Genomic DNA, 14,022 nt, shown 5'->3' with positions numbered 1-14,022 from the left:
TGCCTACGTGATCAGCGGATCCCGCGGCATACCGAGGATGCGTTCGGCGATCTGGTTGCGGGTGACCTCGGAGGTGCCGCCCGCGATGGCCATCCCGCGCGCGCCCATCGCAGCGCGGGCGGCGAGTTCACCCTCGCCAACTTCGAGCACAAGGTCCGGACCGACCAAGGCGGCGGCGATGGCCCCCTGCTCCTGAAAATGTTCGGCCAGTTTGAGTTTGGTGATGTTGCCCTCCGGCCCCGGCCCGGCTCCCTCGATGCTACGCACGACACGACGCAGGTTCAGCAACCGCAGCGCATGGTCCTCGGCCAGGAACCGGCCGACCCGCTGTCTGGCACCGACCACCCGGTCGCCGTTGCGCTTGGCCAAGTCCACCAGCCAGGCTGCCGCGGGCGCCGTCCCGCCGGCGCCGCCGCCGATGCTCACCCGCTCGTTGCCGAGGGTCGCCCTCGCCACCGTCCACCCGGCGTTCGGCTCCCCCACCACGTCCTCGTCGGGAACGAAGACGTCGTTGAAAAACACCTCGTTGAATTCCGACCCGCCGGTGATCTGCCGCAGCGGGCGCACCTCGACACCGGGGGCTTGCATGTCCAGGATCACCATCGTGATGCCTTGGTGCTTGGGGACGTCGAAGTCGGTGCGCACCGTAGCCAGGCCACGCTTGCAGTAATGCGCACCGCTGGTCCACACCTTCTGGCCGTTGATCGTCCACCCGCCCTCGACCCGGGTTGCTCTGGTCTTGACTGCGGCGGCATCCGAACCGGCGGACGGCTCGGAGAACAACTGGCACCAGATCTCTTCCTTGCGCAACGCCTTCTCGACGAATCGCTCGATCTGCGAAGGTGTTCCGTGCTGGATGAGGGTCAGGATCACCCACCCGGTGATGCCGTAGTCCAGTTTCGTGACGCCGGCGGCGGTGAACTCCTCTTCGGTCAGCAGCTGCTCGACCGCGCTGGCGGCCCGGCCCCACGGCTTGGGCCAGTGCGGCATGACGTACCCGGTGGCGATGAGTTCGTCGACTTGGGCGTTGTCGCCGAGACCGGCGATCGCACGGGCGTCGGCGCGGATCTGGGCGCGCAGGGTGTCCGCCTCGGCGGGCAGGTCCAGGCTGTTGGTCCGGCTGATCCCGGCCGCGGCCAGGTCGAAAACGTCGGTCTCGGGGGCGTCCCCACCGAGCAGGGCCCGCACAGTCAGCGCGCGCCGCAGGTGCAGATGCGCGTCGTGTTCCCAGGTGAACCCGATACCGCCATGGACCTGAATGTTGAGCTCCGCGTTTCGCACGTAGGCACCGAAGGCCAGCGTGGCCGCCGCGGCGGCGATCAGCTCGAACTGCCGGCTATCCTCCCCCGCCGCCCGCGCGGCGTCCCACACGGTGGCGACCGCCGACTCGGCGGCTACCAGCATGTTGGCGCAATGGTGTTTGACCGCTTGGAAAGTCGCGATCGTGCGGCCGAATTGCTCACGCACCTTGGCGTATTCGACAGCGGCGTCCACACAGTCCGACGCTCCGCCGGCCGCCTCGGCGGCGAACAGCGTGCGAGCGTAGGCCAGCGCCGCCGAACGCGCCCCGGCCACGATGTCGACCGCGACCCCGTCGAGCACCACCCGGCCGGATCGCCGGGTGCGGTCGAGATTTCCCGGCACCTCGACCGACACCCCGTCGGCGGAGCGCGGCACCAGCACGATGTCCTCGCCGCAGCGGAGCATCAGCAGGTCCGCCAGCCCGGCGCCGAGCACCACGCCGGCGTCGCCGGAAGCCGTCCCCCCGTCGACGGTGATGTCGCCGCCGAAGCCGACCCCCGCGGTCACCGACCCGTCGATCAGGCCGGGCAGGAGCCGGTTCTTCTGTTCCTCGCTGCCCGCGACGGACAGTACCGCCGAGGTGACCACCGTCGGCACGAACGGCCCGGGCGCCACCGCCCGGCCCAGTTCGTCAACGACGACCACCAGCTCCGGCAGACCGAATCCCGAGCCGCCGTAGCGCTCGCCGACGTGCAGGCCGAGCCAACCGAGTTCGGCTAGCGCGGGCCAGAGCGCCGGGCGGCTCTCCTCGGGGGCGTCGAGCAGTTCCCGGGCAGCCGAGCGGGCTTTCTGCGCGGTCAAGAAGGAACGCGCCACACCGCCGAGTTCACGGTGGTCGTCGGTCAGTGCGATACCCATCGGGTCCTCCTCGAGGCGGCGGTGCCTGTCGTCTAATGCCTTACCACAATGACCGACGACGAGGAGTGGGCCCGGATCACTTGGGCGCGAAGCGCTGTCCCGCGTCCAGGCGGATGCACTGCCCGTTGAGCATCGGGTTCTCGACGATCGCCGAGACCAGCTTGGCGAATTCCTCGGGCTTGCCGAGCCGCTTCGGGAAGGCCGCGTCCTTGGTCAGCGCCTTGGCGAACTCGTCCGGGATGCCCTTGGTCAGGCCGGTGGCGAACAGGCTGGGCGCGATCGCCAGCGCGCGGATCCCCAGATTGCCCAGGTCACGAGCCATCGTCAGCGACATGCCGGCGATACCGGCCTTGGCGGCGGTGTAGGCGACCTGGCCGATCTGCCCTTCGAACGCCGCGATCGAGGCGGTGTTGATGATGACGCCGCGCTCTCCGGTCTCCTCGTCCTCAGGCTCGTTCTTGGCGATGTGAGCCGCGGCGAGGCGGCTGATGTTGAAGCTGGCGATCAGGTTCAGGTCGATCGTGCTGCGGAAGGTCTCCAGGGCGTGCGGACCGTTCTTGCCCAGGGTCTTCTCGCCGACGCCGCCACCGGCCGTGGTCAGGATGACGTGCAGGCCACCGAGCGCCTCGACGGCGTCGGCCAGAACCTTCTCGGTCCCCTCGAAATCGGTGACGTCGACGGTGAAGAACGGGCCACCGACAGCGGCCGCGACCTCAGGTCCGTCGGTGCCCTCGCGGTCCAGGATCGCGACCTGCGCGCCGCGCGACGCCAGCAACTCCGCGCTGGCCCGCCCGAAGCCGGACGCGCCGCCCACGACGATCACCTTCTTGCCCGAGATCTCCATCTCATCCTCCTGTCGTCGACGCCCGGACCCCGCTGGTCCCAGAACTGGTACGCACGTTACCGCTCGTCATCAGTCGGTAAGGAATGTGGGGTCCCACCCGACGGTAGGTTGGCTTGCATGGCCACAACCGGCGTCGGTCTGCGCATGGGAGCAGGTATCGCAGCCGCCGCGGTGGCCCTGGGGGTGGCCCAGCTGGCCGCCGTCCTGTTCTCCCCGAGCGCGGATGCACGCACGGCGGTGGGCACCGCGGTGATCAATCTGACGCCGGGACCGGTCAAGGAATGGGCGATCCAGACGTTCGGCACGGCCGACAAGCTGTTCCTGTCGGTGGCGGTGATCGCGGTGGTCACGGTGCTCGCCGCCGTCGCGGCGATCGGCGAACGCTCGCGCGTGCCGACGGGCACGCTGGCGATCCTGGCCGGTGCCGCCGCGGGGAGCGCGGCCGTGCTCGCCCGGCCCGGTTCGAGTCCCGCCGATGTGCTCCCCACCCTGATCGGTGCGATCTGCGGTATCGCGGTACTGCGGCTGCTGACCTCGGGCCGGATCAATGACGGGCGGGTCACCCCGGCCACCGAGGCGGCCGGGGTGGACCCCGGCCGGCGGTTGTCGTTGGTGACGTTCGGCTTCGCCGGTTTGGGTCTGCTCAGCGGCGTCGCCGGCGCGGTGATCAGCCGGCGCCTGCAGTCGGTGTCTGGCGACCGGGAGAACTTCGCGCTGCCGTCGGTGCCGTCGCCGGCTGCACCGATCCCCGCCGACGTGACGCCCAAGGGCGTCGACCTGCCGAGCTTCATCACCGGCAACGGCGATTTCTACCGCATCGACACCGCCCTGAGCGTGCCGCAGCTCTCCCGGGCCGACTGGCGGCTGCGGATTCACGGCATGGTGGACCGCGAGATCACCTACACCTTCGACGATTTGAAGAAGTTCGAGCCGGTCGAGATGGTGGTGACGCTGACCTGCGTGTCCAACCCGGTCGGCGGCAACTTGATCTCCAACGCCACCTGGACGGGTTACCGCGTCCGGGACCTGTTGGCCGACAGCGGAATCCACGCCGACGCCGACATGGTGCTGTCGACGTCGATCGACGGGTTCACCGCAGGCACCCCGGTGCAGGCCCTGACCGACGGCCGCAGGTCCATGCTCGCGATCGGGATGAACGGCGTTCCGCTGCCCGTCGAACACGGCTATCCCGCCCGCCTCGTGGTGCCCGGACTCTACGGCTATGTCTCGGCCACCAAGTGGGTGGTCGATCTGGAGCTGACCCGCTTCGACCGGGCCCAGGCGTACTGGACCAAGCTCGGCTGGTCCGAGCACGGACCGATCAAGACCGAGTCGCGCATCGACGTGCCACGCGACGGACAGAAGGTCGCGAAGGGCCCGGTGACGTTCGGCGGCGTGGCCTGGGCGCAGAACCGGGGCGTCAAAGCGGTCGAGGTGCGGATCGACGGCGGCCCGTGGCAGCCGGCCCAGCTCGGCGCGTCCTACTCCAACGATGCGTGGCGGTTGTGGAGCTTCGCCTGGAACGCGACCGACGCCGGCACCCACTCGATCACCGTCCGAGCCACCGACAACACCGGAGTGGTGCAGACCGAGGACGAGGCGCCCCCGGTGCCCGACGGTGCGACCGGCTGGCACTCGGTGAGTTTCGAAGTTCGCTAGTACTGCTCGTCGAGATCGACGAAATGGCGCACTTCACTCGACGTAACGATGCGGTTTGTCGGTTTGGGCGAAGACCTAACCTGGATGCATGTTGCTCGGTGATGTCGCAGCCGCTTCGGCCGACGTGTCGGCAACGTCGTCGCGGCTGGCCAAGGTCGCCCGGATCGCCGATCTGCTGGCCGGTGCGGGCGAGCCGCGGCTGGTACGGATCGTGGTGTCCTGGCTCTCCGGTGAGCTGCCGCAGCGCCAGATCGGTGTCGGCTGGGCGGCGCTGCGCTCGCTGCCCTCGCCGGCGGAGGAGTCCAGCCTGACGATCTCGGCGGTCGACGCCCTGTTCAGCGAGATCGGTGCCGTGGCCGGCAAGGGATCGCAGGCGCGGCGCACCGACCTGCTCCAGCGATTGTTCGCCGCCGCCACCGACACCGAACAGGTCTTCCTGCGCCGATTGCTGTCCGGGGAACTGCGCCAGGGCGCGCTGGCCGGGGTGATGGCCGATGCCGTCGCCAAGGCCACCGGCCTCCCGGCGGCGGCGGTGCGCCGCGCGGCCATGCTCGGCGGTGACCTGCCTGCCGTCGCGGCGGCCGCGCTGACCGGCGGCACCGCGGCGCTCGACGATTTCACGCTGCGGGTGGGGCGCCCGGTCAGTCCGATGCTCGCCCAGACCGCCACCGGGGTGGCCGACGCCCTGGAGCGCCTCGGCGGCGAAGCGGTACTCGAAGCCAAGCTCGACGGAGCCCGGGTGCAGATCCACCGCACTGGCGACGAGGTCACTGTCTACACCCGCAGCCTCGACGATGTGACCGCCCGGCTGCCGGAGGTGGTCGAGGCCACGCTGGCGCTGCCGGTGACCGACCTCATCGCCGACGGCGAGGCCATCGCGCTGCGGCCCGACCGGCGCCCGCATCGCTTCCAGGTCACGGCATCGCGGTTCGGGCGATCACTCGACGGGGCCGCGGCCCGGGCCGCGCAGCCGCTGTCGGTGTTCTTCTTCGACATCCTGCATCTCGACGGGGTCGACCTGCTCGACGAGCCGACCCACGTCCGGGCGGCCGCGCTGGACGCGATCGTTGCGGCCGAGCATCGGGTCGACCGGCTGGTGACTACCGAAGTGGCTGCCGCACAGGACTTTCTTGACCGCACCCTGGCCGCTGGCCACGAAGGAGTGATGGCCAAGGCCCCGGGCTCGCCCTACGAGGCGGGCCGGCGCGGCGCGGGCTGGTTGAAAGTCAAGCCGGTGCACACCCTGGACCTGGTGGTGCTGGCCGTCGAGTGGGGTTCGGGACGGCGTACCGGCAAGCTGTCCAATATCCACCTCGGCGCCCGCGACCCGCAGACCGGTGAGTTCGTGATGCTGGGCAAGACGTTCAAGGGCATGACCGACACGATGCTGGACTGGCAGACCGCGCGCTTCACCGAGCTGGCGACGGGTCCGCTCGACGGGTACGTGGTGCCGGTGCGGCCCGAGCAGGTGGTCGAGATCGCGTTCGACGGGGTGCAGGGCTCCAGCCGCTACCCCGCCGGGATGGCGCTGCGCTTCGCCCGGGTGCTGCGCTATCGCGACGACAAGAGCCCGGCCGAGGCCGACACCGTCGACACCGTGCGCGCCTTCTACGAACGCCCCTGAGCATGGCTACACGCGGGCGAAATCAGCCTTGCCGCGGTCGAATTCGGCCAGCATGTCCGCCGTCAGCGTCGGTCTGATCTCGCCGATCGCATTGAGGTAGTCCTGCGTGGTGGCCGGCTCGCCTCGGCCGTGCTTCATCTCCCGCTCGAAAGCGGCCTGCGATCCCTTGCGGGCGGCGAATTCGATGTCGGCCGGGGTGAACAGGGCCGAGACCTCCACCAGACGGTCGACGTCGACGTAGACGCCGGCCTTGCCGAGATAGCGCTGCCACACGGCGCGCCGGGCCGGCTGATCGGGCGGGCCGACCGGGATCACGTAGTCGAACCGGCCCGGCCGCAGGAACGCCGAGTCCAGCGAGTGCACCGCGTTGGTGGCGCAGACCAGGAGCCGACTGTCCTTCTGCCGGAACGCCGGAATGAGCTTCAGCAGTTCGTTGGTGACCCCGAGCTCCGCACTCGACGCCCCGGAGCGGGCAGTGGCGATCTCCTCCACCTCGTCGATGAACAGCACCAGCTCGTCGAGTTCGGCAAGCTCGGCGAAGGCCTCCCGCAGCGAGGCCGCCAGACCGCCAGTGCCGGTGGCCGCCAGGCGGGACGGGAACAACTCCACGAACGGCCACCCCAGCCGCGACGAGATCGCCTTGGCGAAACTGGTCTTGCCGGTACCCGGCGGCCCGAACAGGATCACCGCCTTGGGCGGCTGGACCCCGTAGCGTTCGGCCACCTCCGGGTGCGCCAGCGGATCGACGATGCGGCGCTCGATGATCTGCTTCTCCTGCTCCATGCCGGCCATCTCACCGAGCAGGCCGGGGGGCAAGAGCTGGCCGCCGAGTTCGGCGAGCAGATTGGCCTGGTCGAGGCCGAGCTGCTCGACCATCTCGAAGTAGACCAGGCCCTCCCGGCGGGTATAGCCGGAGTTTTCCATCGCGGCCGCGCCGGCCGCCCCCTCGGGCAGCACCGCGCAGATGCGGCGCACGCCCTGGGCCCGCAGCCGCTGCTCCAGGTCGACGAGCAGTGCGCTGCCGATCCCCCGGTGCCGCCAGCGCGAACCCAGCGCCACCAACAGGATCCACGCCCGTTCGCCCTGGGTGCGGGCCACCGCCATGCCGACGACCTCGTCGCCGACCTCGGCCACCACCGCTGGCTGCCCGGAGCGCGCCGCCGCCATCACCTCGGCGACGGTGAACACCGGCTCACCTGTCCCCGGAGCGCGGCTCTGGTCCCAGACCTGGATGGCCTGGTCTAAATCTTCATCGTGATAATCGCGCAGTCGCCACGGCGGCATACGACACCTCCTCACCTCGTCGGTCGAGGGTGACGCAGCCGACCGACCGTCCGCATCCCCCAATAGGGTGGGGAACCTGGGTGAGAAGCGGCCCCGGAAATCGGCGCCGTTGTGACCCCGCCGATAGCCCCGAGGGACAGGATCGTTGCCGCACCGGCGGTGCCCCCACCCTGACGTTCGGGATTTCGGAGGTGCTGCACCAGGTGTTCGGCGGTTCCGCGCTCAAGGCGTTCTCGACGCCGCCGTCCCGGCGATCATCATGTCCGTCGCCGAGGTCAGCCCCAATCCGCGCTGCTGCTGACCGACGGACGGTCAGCCGAGAACCACGTCGCAGAACTGTCGTGTCGCCGCAATCAGTTGGGCATTGCGCTCATCGACGGTTTCGGCCCACGCCGCGGCCGCCGACGCCGACCGCCCGCCATCGATGTGGCGGCGCACCAACCGGTCCCGCCGCACCGGCGCCGGACAGTCGACGTAGTACAGCCGGTCCAGCAGCGGACGCACCCCGGCCCACTCCCCCTCCGGGAAGGCAAGGTAGTTGCCCTCGGTGACCACCAGCCTGCTGCCGGCGGGCACGACGTGGCCGGCGGCCACCGGCTCGTCCAGGCCGCGGTCGAAGGCCGGAACGTAGACGTCGCGCCGGCCGTAGTCGTCGACCACCCGGCGCAGCGTGGCGGCGTACCCGGCGGCGTCGAAGGTGTCAGCGGCGCCTTTGCGGTCGCGGCGGCCGAGCCGGTCCAACATGGCGTTGGACAGGTGAAAGCCGTCCATCGGCAGATACGACGCACCCGAAACCGCGTCGACGAGTGCCTGGGCCAGCGTCGACTTGCCGGCACCCGGCGGTCCGGTCAGCCCGACCACCAGCCGACCCGGCTCAGCGTCGAGCCACCCCGACAGCTCAGCTGCTAGCGATTCGGTGACGGCCACGATGCTGGCCAACCTACCCAGGGCAGACGAAAGGCCCGGTCGCTTGTCCAGGGACCGGGCCTCTCGGTGTCACGTCTCGGGGGGCGCCGCCGCGCGCCCTCCGGCACTGTTCCCACCCGCTGAAGACTTCAAACGCCTCGACTCCGATTACTGCGCGACGGGCTCATACCCGCAGATGGCGTCGACTTTCTCCGCCGACGCGCCCGCCGGGTCGAACTCGTAGCCCAGCCATTCGCGGGCCAGCCGGCGAGCCAGCTCGAGACCGACGACCCGCTGGCCGAAGCACAGCACCTGCGCGTTGTTGGACAGCACCGAACGCTCCACCGAGAAGCTGTCATGCGCGGTGACCGCCCGGATGCCCGGCACCTTGTTGGCGCTGATCGCCACACCCAGTCCGGTGCCGCAGACCAGCAGCGCCCGGTCGGCCTTGCCCTCGGCGACCATCCGCGCCGCGGCGACCGCCACATGAGGGTAGGCGGTGTTGTCGTCGGCGCCGACGCCGACATCGATGACCTCGGCGACCCTGGCGTCACCGCGCAGGTCGCCCTTGAGGGATTCCTTGTATTCGTAACCGGCGTCGTCGGCACCGACGACGATCCGAAGTCCGTCACTCATCCGTTGTCTCCCTTGGCTGTGAGCGTGAAGCACTCCGCGACGGTGCGGGCGCACATGGCCAGCGACGTAGCACCGGCATCGGGGGTTCCGACGCTGCGGTCGGCCAGCGGCCTGGCCCGCCCGACCTTGGGGCGCAGGTCCGCGGTGTCGCGGGCTGCCGCGGTGGCCACCTCGGCGGCGCACCGCCAGGCGTCCTGCCAGCTCCGCCCCGCCGCGACCTGGTGCTCGAGTTCCTCGACGAACGGCAGCAGCGCGTCGAGCATGGTCTTGTCGCCCGGCGCCGCCCCGCCGAGCCGGATCAACGCGTCGTACCCGTCGCGCATCCCGGCGGCCACGGCCGTCGCAGCCGGTCGGCCGGTGTCGCCGAGCCGGGTACCGAGCGCACCGAGCAGCGCGCCCCACAACACTCCCGACGTTCCGCCGGCCTTGGCCGCCCACTGGGTGCCCGCTGCGGTCAGGACCGACCCCTGTCCGGCGCCCCGGGCGACGGCGTCCTCGGCGGCCCGACCCGCGGCGGACGACCCCTTCACCATGCCGCGCCCGTGATCGCCATCGCCCGCGACGGCGTCGATGCGGCCCAGTTCGTCCTCGGCATCGGCCAGCATCGCGGCCATCGCGTCGAGCGCGCGGGCCACCAGCCGGCCACCCGCGCGGCCCTCGTCGTCGGCGAGATCCGCCAGATCCGCTGCAGCAGAAGCGGCCTGGGACGCCGCCGTGCGCTTGGTTGCGGGCTGACGCTCGAGCGAGCCGGCGCCCTTCTTGTAGGCCGGGGTGTCGGCCGGGGCGATCCAGTACCGTTCCAGCTCGTCGTCGAGCCACATCAGGGTCAGCGAGCAGCCGGCCATGTCGAGGCTGGTGACCAGCTCACCCACTTCGGGTTCGACGATGACGTAGCCAGCGTCGCGCAGCAGCCGCGCCACGTCCGCCCACACCACGAACAGTTCCTCGTACTTGGTGCGGCCCAAACCGTTGAGGATCACCGCGACGCGCTGCGACGGGTTGCCGACCGGAGTATCGGCCAGCACCCCGTCGACCAGGGTCGCGGCCAACGCGGCCGCGGTGGGCATGTCCTGCTCGGCTACCCCGGGCTCGCCGTGAATGCCCAGGCCCAGACCCATCTTGCCGTCGGGCACGGTGAACAGCGGGTCGTGCGCTCCGGGCAGAGTGCAGCCGGCGAACGCCACACCGAGGGTGCGAGTCGCGGTGTTCGCCGACTGTGCCACCCGAACGACGCCGGCCAGGTCCAGACCCTCCTCGGCGGCCGCGCTGGCGCACTTGAAGACGGTGAAATCGCCTGCGATACCACGTCGTTTCGCCTCGTCGCCCTTCGGTGCACTGGCCACGTCGTCGGTCACCGGGAAGTACTCGGCGTCGATCCCCTCGTTACGCAGCGCGGTGACCGCCAGTCCGAAGTTCATCACGTCGCCCGCGTAGTTACCGGTGGTCAGCAGCACTCCCGCGTCGCCGTGCGCGGCACGGCCCACCGAGGCGGCGTCCTCGGCCGAGGGCGAGGTGAAGATGTTGCCCACCACGGCCCCGTCGGCGAAGCCCGCGCCCACCGTCCCGCAGAACGCCGGGTAGTGCCCCGAGCCGCCGCCGATGACGACGGCAACCTTGCCGGGCCTGGTCTCGGTGGCACGCACCACTCCGCCGGGCACGCCGGTGACATAGGAGGCATTGGCGTCGAGGAAGCCGGCCAGCATGTCCTCGGTGAACCGGGCCGGATCGTTGAACAGTTTGGTCATCGCAGCCGATCTCCGCTGTCGATATCGAACAGATAGACCCGCTCCGGCGGTGCGGTCACGACCACCTTCTGCTCGGGTTCGTAGCTCTCCAGCGGGGTTGTCTGCACGACGATGCCCTCCTCCATGCCGGCGACCGTGCTGGTCGCGAGGCCGAACTCCAGGAGGTGCTCGAAATAGGCGATTGTGCACTCGATACCGTCACCGGCAGCGGTATCGATGGCTGCGTCCTGGGGACGGATGCCGACGGTGACCCGCGTTCCGTCGGCTACGCCCGTCACGGCCGTGGCGAGCCGGCCTGTGCCGGAGCCGATTTCGACCCAGACCCGGCCGGCCTCGGTCCGGGTGACCCCCCGCAGGGTGTTGATCTGCGGCTCGCCGACGAACTGTGCGACGAACAGGTTGGCGGGGTCGTCGAAGACCTCATCGGGCGTGCCGAACTGCTGCACGATGCCGGCGTCCATGACGGCGAGCCGGTCGGCCAGGGACAGTGCCTCGACCTGGTCGTGGGTGACGACGATGGTGGTGTAGCCGAATTCGCGTTGCAGGATCTTCAGCTCGCGCCGGACCCGTTGGCGCGCCGAGGCGTCGAGGTGGCTCAGCGGCTCGTCGAGCAGCAGCACCGGCGGGTTGCGTACCAGTGCCCGCGCCAGCGCCACGCGCTGCTTCTGCCCCGAGGACAGCCCGGCCGGGCGCAGGTTCATCAGGTCGTCCATCTCCAGCCGTCGGCTGATCGCGGCGACCATCTCCTCGGCGCCCTTGACCTTGCGGGCCTTCAACCCGTAGAGCAGGTTCTCGCGGACCGACATCGGTGGGTAGAGGGCATAGCTTTCGAACCCGACCCCGATCCCACGCTTGGCGGCGGGTAGTCGGGAGATCTCGCGATCGCCGATTCGGATGGAACCGCTTGTCACGGTTTCTAATCCGGCGATCATTCGCAGTGTGGTCGTCTTGCCGCAACCGGACGGTCCCAGCAGGGCCACCAACTCGCCAGACTCGATGGCCAGGTTGATGCCCTTGACGGCGGTGACCTGCTCCCGCCCGCGCGACGCGTAGGTCTTGACCAAATCGGTGAGGGTGAGGCTCTTGGCAGCTCCCCCAACGCCGCCAAGAGCCGGGCTCGGTTGTTCGGTGGTGCTTGTCGTGATGCTCACTGTACGGCCTCCAACGTGGTGTCGCGGTTGCCGGCCCGCAGGCTGGCGCTGTGCCCGGCCCCCTCGCCACCCTCGGCGGCGAAGACGTGGATATCGGCGTCGGCGACGGTCATCGCGACGGAAGCGCCCTCACCGACGCCTTCCCGCCCGGAAGCCAGCACGATCAGCTGCGTGCCGCCCACCTCGACGGTGAGTTCGATGTTGCGGCCCAGTCGTTCGGCCAGCTTGACCCGACCGGACAGCTGTGCGCGGGGATCGCCGTCACCAACGACGGTGATATCGCTGGGTCGCAGACCCACTCGGACGCGGTCGCCGCGCTCCACCGTCACCCCGGCCGGGACCGGCACGTCGAACGACCCGTCCCCCAGCCGGATTCGGCCGTCGTCTACCACGCCGTCGAGGATGTTGATCTCGGGCTGCCCGAGCGCGCGGGCGACGAAGGTGTCGGCCGGCCGGCGCCAGATCTGTTCCGGTGTGCCGATCTGGACCAATCTTCCGAGCCGCATTACTGCGATCCTGTCCCCCAGCGCCAGCGCCTCCTGGTAGTCGTGGGTGACATAGATGGTGGTGGTGCTCGACATCGCGCCGAGTTGCTTGAGCTCGGCACGCATAGCCGCACGCAGCTTGGCGTCGAGGTGGCTCAGCGGCTCGTCGAGCAGGTAGAGGTCGGCAGGGCGAACCAGCACCCGTCCGAGTGCGACGCGTTGACGCTGCCCGTTGGACAGTTCACGCGGAAATCGGTTGAGCAGATGGTTGATTCCCAGGGTGGCGGTGACCTGCGCGATGCGTTCGGTGCGGGCGGTGTCGCTGTACTTGCCGGTGCGGCCCGATTTGAGCGGCGACGCCAGATTGTCGCTGACCGTCTTCTGCGGGTACAACGCATAGCTTTCGAACGCCATGGCCACGTTGCGGTGGTAGGGCTCCACCCGCGTCACGTCGGCGCCGCCGATGTGCACCGCGCCGCCGTCGATGTCGACCAAACCGGCGATCGACTTGAGCGTGGTGGTCTTGCCCGCGCCGCTGGGGCCGAGGATGACGAAGAAATCGCCGTCGGCGATGTCGACGCTCACGTCGTCGACCGCGGTGACCTTGCCGTAGGTCTTGCGAAGGTTGACCAAAGAGACTGTCGCCATCAGGCTTTCACCGCCCCGAACGACAGGCCCCGCACCAGGTAACGCTGGATGGTCAGGGCGAGAATCAGTGGTGGCAGCGCGGCGATGATGGCCGCGGCCGCCGTCAGGTTGTAGTACGCCTGCCCGCCGCCGCCGAGGAACTTGGTGATCGCCACGGTCACCGTGCCGGCATTGGTGTCGGCCAGGATCAGCGGGAAGACGTAATTGTTCCAGGCGAAGATGAACGCCAGCAGGGCTGCCGCGGCGATACCGGGCCGCACGATCGGCAGCGCCACCATCAGGAACGCCCGCCGCCGGGTGTAGCCGTCGAGCAGCGCGGCGTGCTCGAGATCCTCGGGCAGGTCCTGGAAGTAGGACCGCAGGATCCAGATCACCAGCGGCATGGTGACCAGCTGCAGCACCCAGATCATGCCGACCTTGGTGTCGAACAGCCCGATCTGGTTGTAGATGACGAACAGCGGCACGATGACCATCAGTTCCGGAGCGAACCGGAACGACAGCATCTGGAACATCAGGTCTTCGCTGCCCTTGTACTTCCAGCGCCCCGCCGCATAGGCGGCCGGAATGCCGATCACCAGCGAGACGATCACGGCGCCACCGCAGTTGATCAGGCTGGTCAGCATCGCCGACTTGAAGTCCACGCTGGTCATCTCGGTGCCCTTGTCCGACAGCACGGTGGCGAAGTTGGACCAGGTCGGGCTGAAGGAGAAGTAGGTAGTGGTCTGCTGTTCGGCGTTCTTGAGCGCCAGGATGACCATCCAGGCGATCGGGAACAACGAGAAGACGAACCAGCCGACGAGGCCGACGTCGGCGGCCACCGATCCGATGGCGAGCCGCTTCTGGCCCGGCAGGAGTTCGCGTCTGCTCAACAGTGCCATGG

11 protein-coding genes are annotated in these 14,022 nt (G+C 69.6%); 2 read left to right on the top strand and 9 right to left on the bottom strand.

Annotation, left to right across the window (positions count from 1 at the left end):
- Positions 1-3: 3 nt before the first annotated feature.
- Positions 4-2,160: an acyl-CoA dehydrogenase family protein gene (locus tag ACXDF8_RS22285; RefSeq protein WP_457225452.1), complete on the bottom strand. Its 2,157-nt coding sequence runs from the start codon at positions 2,158-2,160 to the stop codon at positions 4-6.
- A gap of 76 nt (positions 2,161-2,236) precedes the next feature.
- Positions 2,237-3,004, bottom strand: a complete 768-nt coding sequence (locus ACXDF8_RS22280; RefSeq protein ID WP_457225451.1) for an SDR family NAD(P)-dependent oxidoreductase — start codon at positions 3,002-3,004, stop codon at positions 2,237-2,239.
- A 117-nt stretch (positions 3,005-3,121) separates the two neighbouring features.
- On the opposite strand from ACXDF8_RS22280, the gene ACXDF8_RS22275 reads away from it, so the two are divergent.
- The gene (locus ACXDF8_RS22275) at positions 3,122-4,663 is read left to right on the top strand and encodes a molybdopterin-dependent oxidoreductase (RefSeq protein ID WP_457225450.1); all 1,542 of its coding nucleotides are present in this window, start codon (positions 3,122-3,124) and stop codon (positions 4,661-4,663) included.
- A gap of 88 nt (positions 4,664-4,751) precedes the next feature.
- Positions 4,752-6,287, top strand: coding sequence for an ATP-dependent DNA ligase (locus ACXDF8_RS22270; RefSeq protein WP_457225449.1), 1,536 nt, complete (start codon positions 4,752-4,754; stop codon positions 6,285-6,287).
- A gap of 6 nt (positions 6,288-6,293) precedes the next feature.
- On the opposite strand, the gene ACXDF8_RS22265 is transcribed toward ACXDF8_RS22270, so the two are convergent.
- The 7 genes from ACXDF8_RS22265 to ACXDF8_RS22235 all read right to left on the bottom strand — a co-directional run bounded on the left by ACXDF8_RS22265 (position 6,294) and on the right by ACXDF8_RS22235 (position 14,020).
- The gene (locus ACXDF8_RS22265; RefSeq protein ID WP_457225448.1) at positions 6,294-7,571 is read right to left on the bottom strand and encodes an ATP-binding protein; all 1,278 of its coding nucleotides are present in this window, start codon (positions 7,569-7,571) and stop codon (positions 6,294-6,296) included.
- A 312-nt stretch (positions 7,572-7,883) separates the two neighbouring features.
- Positions 7,884-8,510 (bottom strand): nucleoside/nucleotide kinase family protein, encoded by a 627-nt coding sequence (locus ACXDF8_RS22260; protein WP_457225447.1) that lies wholly within the window; start codon positions 8,508-8,510, stop codon positions 7,884-7,886.
- Positions 8,511-8,645: 135 nt separating this feature from the next.
- On the bottom strand, positions 8,646-9,113 hold the full coding sequence (gene derI1, locus ACXDF8_RS22255; RefSeq protein ID WP_457225446.1) for a D-erythrulose 4-phosphate isomerase DerI1: 468 nt from the start codon (positions 9,111-9,113) through the stop codon (positions 8,646-8,648).
- Positions 9,110-10,858 carry a dihydroxyacetone kinase family protein gene (locus tag ACXDF8_RS22250; RefSeq protein WP_457225445.1) on the bottom strand — a complete coding sequence of 583 codons (1,749 nt, stop codon included), beginning with the start codon at positions 10,856-10,858 and terminating at the stop codon, positions 9,110-9,112. Before ACXDF8_RS22250 ends, derI1 begins: the two co-directional genes overlap by 4 nt.
- Complete coding sequence (locus tag ACXDF8_RS22245) at positions 10,855-12,003, bottom strand: ABC transporter ATP-binding protein (RefSeq protein WP_457225496.1); 1,149 nt, start codon at positions 12,001-12,003, stop codon at positions 10,855-10,857. The genes ACXDF8_RS22250 and ACXDF8_RS22245 overlap by 4 nt, the downstream gene beginning before the upstream one ends.
- Before the next feature lie 2 nt (positions 12,004-12,005).
- On the bottom strand, positions 12,006-13,142 hold the full coding sequence (locus ACXDF8_RS22240; RefSeq protein ID WP_457225444.1) for an ABC transporter ATP-binding protein: 1,137 nt from the start codon (positions 13,140-13,142) through the stop codon (positions 12,006-12,008).
- Positions 13,142-14,020 carry a carbohydrate ABC transporter permease gene (locus ACXDF8_RS22235; protein WP_457225443.1) on the bottom strand — a complete coding sequence of 293 codons (879 nt, stop codon included), beginning with the start codon at positions 14,018-14,020 and terminating at the stop codon, positions 13,142-13,144. The genes ACXDF8_RS22240 and ACXDF8_RS22235 overlap by 1 nt, the downstream gene beginning before the upstream one ends.
- Positions 14,021-14,022: the final 2 nt, after the last annotated feature.

It is taken from the genome of Mycolicibacterium sp. CBM1 (genome assembly GCF_054073305.1).
This window is presented reverse-complemented; position numbering and strand designations above follow the sequence as displayed.

Coding starts and splice junctions, on each gene's coding strand:
- ACXDF8_RS22285 (WP_457225452.1), bottom strand. CDS start 2,160: ATGGGTATCGCACTGACCGACGACCACCGTGAACTCGGCGGTGTGGCG.
- ACXDF8_RS22265 (WP_457225448.1), bottom strand. CDS start 7,571: ATGCCGCCGTGGCGACTGCGCGATTATCACGATGAAGATTTAGACCAG.
- ACXDF8_RS22250 (WP_457225445.1), bottom strand. CDS start 10,858: ATGACCAAACTGTTCAACGATCCGGCCCGGTTCACCGAGGACATGCTG.
- ACXDF8_RS22280 (WP_457225451.1), bottom strand. CDS start 3,004: ATGGAGATCTCGGGCAAGAAGGTGATCGTCGTGGGCGGCGCGTCCGGC.
- derI1 (WP_457225446.1), bottom strand. CDS start 9,113: ATGAGTGACGGACTTCGGATCGTCGTCGGTGCCGACGACGCCGGTTAC.
- ACXDF8_RS22235 (WP_457225443.1), bottom strand. CDS start 14,020: ATGGCACTGTTGAGCAGACGCGAACTCCTGCCGGGCCAGAAGCGGCTC.
- ACXDF8_RS22270 (WP_457225449.1), top strand. CDS start 4,752: ATGTTGCTCGGTGATGTCGCAGCCGCTTCGGCCGACGTGTCGGCAACG.
- ACXDF8_RS22240 (WP_457225444.1), bottom strand. CDS start 13,142: ATGGCGACAGTCTCTTTGGTCAACCTTCGCAAGACCTACGGCAAGGTC.
- ACXDF8_RS22275 (WP_457225450.1), top strand. CDS start 3,122: ATGGCCACAACCGGCGTCGGTCTGCGCATGGGAGCAGGTATCGCAGCC.